Source organism: Clostridium sp. HV4-5-A1G, assembly GCF_900184915.1.
GTDB classification, from domain to species: domain Bacteria; phylum Bacillota; class Clostridia; order Clostridiales; family Clostridiaceae; genus Clostridium_B; species Clostridium_B aromativorans.
Map to the genome: position 1 here is coordinate 1 of NZ_FXYI02000272.1, position 3,039 is coordinate 3,039.

Sequence of the window (3,039 nt, forward strand, 5' to 3'; positions counted from 1 at the left end):
CTGTTCTCTCAAAATTGCACAGTAAATATCTCTTCCATGTCTTCTTTTGGTCAAGCCCTCGACCTATTAGTATCAGTCAGCTGAGCAGGTTACCCTGCTTACACCCCTGACCTATCTCCTCGTGTTCTCCGAGGGGTCTTACCAGCTTTCGCTGTGGGAAATCTCTTCTCGAGGGGGGCTTCACGCTTAGATGCTTTCAGCGTTTATCCCTTCCCAACTTGGCTACCCAGCGGTGCTCCTGGCGGAACAACTGGTTCACCAGAGGTCAGTCCATCCCGGTCCTCTCGTACTAAGGACAGCTCCTCTCAAATTTCCTGCGCCCGCGACGGATAGGGACCGAACTGTCTCACGACGTTCTGAACCCAGCTCGCGTGCCGCTTTAATGGGCGAACAGCCCAACCCTTGGGACCTACTTCAGCCCCAGGATGCGACGAGCCGACATCGAGGTGCCAAACCTCCCCGTCGATGTGAACTCTTGGGGGAGATCAGCCTGTTATCCCCGAGGTAGCTTTTATCCGTTGAGCGATGGCCCTCCCACGAGGTACCACCGGATCACTAAGACCGACTTTCGTCCCTGCTCCACCTGTCTGTGTCGCAGTCAGGCTCCCTTTTGCCTTTGCACTCTCCGAAGAATTTCTAACCCTTCTGAGGAAACCTTTGTACGCCTCCGTTACCCTTTCGGAGGCGACCGCCCCAGTCAAACTGCCCACCTAACATTGTCCCGTCGCCAGTTTCATGGCACCCGGTTAGAATCCCAGTACCGTCAGGGTGGTATCCCAACGTCGGCTCCACATGGGCTGGCGCCCATGCTTCCATGTCTCCCACCTATTCTGTACAGACAATACCGAAATTCAGTGTTAAGCTGCAGTAAAGCTCTACGGGGTCTTTCCGTCCAATCGCGGGTAGCAAGCATCTTCACTTGCACTTCAATTTCGCCGGATTTGTTGTCGAGACAGTGCTCAAATCATTACGCCATTCGTGCGGGTCGGAACTTACCCGACAAGGAATTTCGCTACCTTAGGACCGTTATAGTTACGGCCGCCGTTTACTGGGGCTTAAGTTCTTACCTTCATATCTCTATTAAGTATTCCCCTTAACCTTCCAGCACCGGGCAGGCGTCAGCCCCTATACTTCAGCTTTCGCTTTAGCAGAGACCTGTGTTTTTGATAAACAGTTGCTTGAGCCTCTTCTCTGCGGCCTCTTCCGAGGCACTCCTTCTCCCTAGGTTACGGAGTCAATTTGCCGAGTTCCTTGACAACAATTCTTCCGATGGTCTTAGGATCCTCTCCTCACCTACCTGTGTCGGTTTGCGGTACGGGCACAGTTTACCTCCCTAGAGACTTTTCTCGGCAGTGTGATCTCGGATACTTCGCCTTTCGGCTTCCCCGTCACAGCTCACAATTGAAAAGGGGGATTTGCCTCCCTTCCCTTACTCGCTGCTTGGACATACCTCCATCTGTATGCACATCCTATCCTCCTGCGTCATCCCTTCGGGTCTTTACCGGTATTCTGCGGTATCGGACTCTCAACCGATTGTCCATCACCTACGCCTTTCGGCCTCGGCTTAGGTCCCGACTTACCCTGGGTGGACGAACCTTCCCCAGGAAACCTTAGGTTTTCGACCAATAAGATTCTCACTTATTTCTCGCTACTTATGCCAGCATTCTCTCTCCTGTCCTGTCCACTGCTCCTTCCGGTACAGCTTCTACCTGGACAGCATGCTCCTCTACCGCTATCTCTAGCCCACAGCTTCGGTGGTAAGTTTTAGCCCCGGACATCTTCGGCGCATGACCTCTTGACTAGTGAGCTGTTACGCACTCTTTAAATGTATGGCTGCTTCTGAGCCAACATCCTAGTTGTCTTAGAGATCACACTTCCTTTTCCACTTAACTTACACTTTGGGACCTTAGCCGGTGGTCTGGGCTTTTTCCCTTTTGACTACGGATCTTATCATTCGCAGTCTGACTGCCGGAATTCAAGTATTTGGCATTCGGAGTTTGATAGGGTTCAGTAACTGTTGTCAGCCCCTACCCCAGTCAGTGCTCTACCTCCATTACTCATTCCCGACGCTAGCCCTAAAGCTATTTCGAGGAGAACCAGCTATCTCCGAGTTCGATTGGAATTTCTCCGCTATCCACAGCTCATCCCATGGTTTTTCAACACCATTGTGGTTCGGTCCTCCACGAAATTTTACTTCCGCTTCAACCTGGCCATGGATAGGTCACCCGGTTTCGGGTCTGCACTATACAACTTCCCGCCCTTTTAAGACTCGGTTTCCCTCCGGCTCCGTACCTTAAGTACTTAACCTTGCTGCATACCGCAACTCGCTGGCTCGTTCTACAAAAAGCACGCCGTCGCACTTTATTGTGCTTCGACTATTTGTGGACACACGGTTTCAGATTCTATTTCACTCCCCTCCCGGGGTTCTTTTCACCTTTCCCTCACGGTACTTCTTCTCTATCGGTCACCAGGTAGTATTTAGCCTTGGGAGGTGGTCCTCCCTGCTTCCCACAAGGTTCCTCGTGTCTCGTGGTACTCTGGTTCAGGCCTTCGAGTCTCTGCTTTTCACCTACCGGGCTTTTACCGTCTGCGGCTCAACTTTCCAGTTGTATTCGCTTAAGCTTCCTCTCTCTTTTTGACCTGACCTCAACCCCAGGAACAAGTTCCTGGTTTGGGCTCTTTCCCTTTCGCTCGCCGCTACTTGGAAAATCGATCTTTCTTTCTCTTCCTCCGGGTACTTAGATGTTTCAGTTCCCCGGGTTTGCCTCTGAAGTCCTATGTATTCAGACTCCAGTTCCCGGTCTTTGCCGGGTGGGTTTCCCCATTCGGATATCTCTGGTTCTCTGGCTATTTGCGCCTACCCAGAGCTTTTCGCAGCTTATCACGTCCTTCTTAGGCTCCTGGTGCCAAGGCATCCTCCGTGCGCCCTTTGTAGCTTGACCTTTGCTTCGAAAATTACCATCAGCTTCACAATACTGCGTCAAAACTCTCTTTCCGGTGCTCATTTACATAAGTAAACTCCGCTCCTCTATCGAGTCT

The 3,039-nt window shown here is 51.7% G+C and carries 1 rRNA gene; it reads right to left on the bottom strand.

Annotated elements, in window-relative coordinates:
* Positions 1-46: 46 nt before the first annotated feature.
* Positions 47-2,942, bottom strand: a 23S ribosomal RNA gene (locus J5G60_RS17560).
* Positions 2,943-3,039 lie beyond the last annotated feature (97 nt).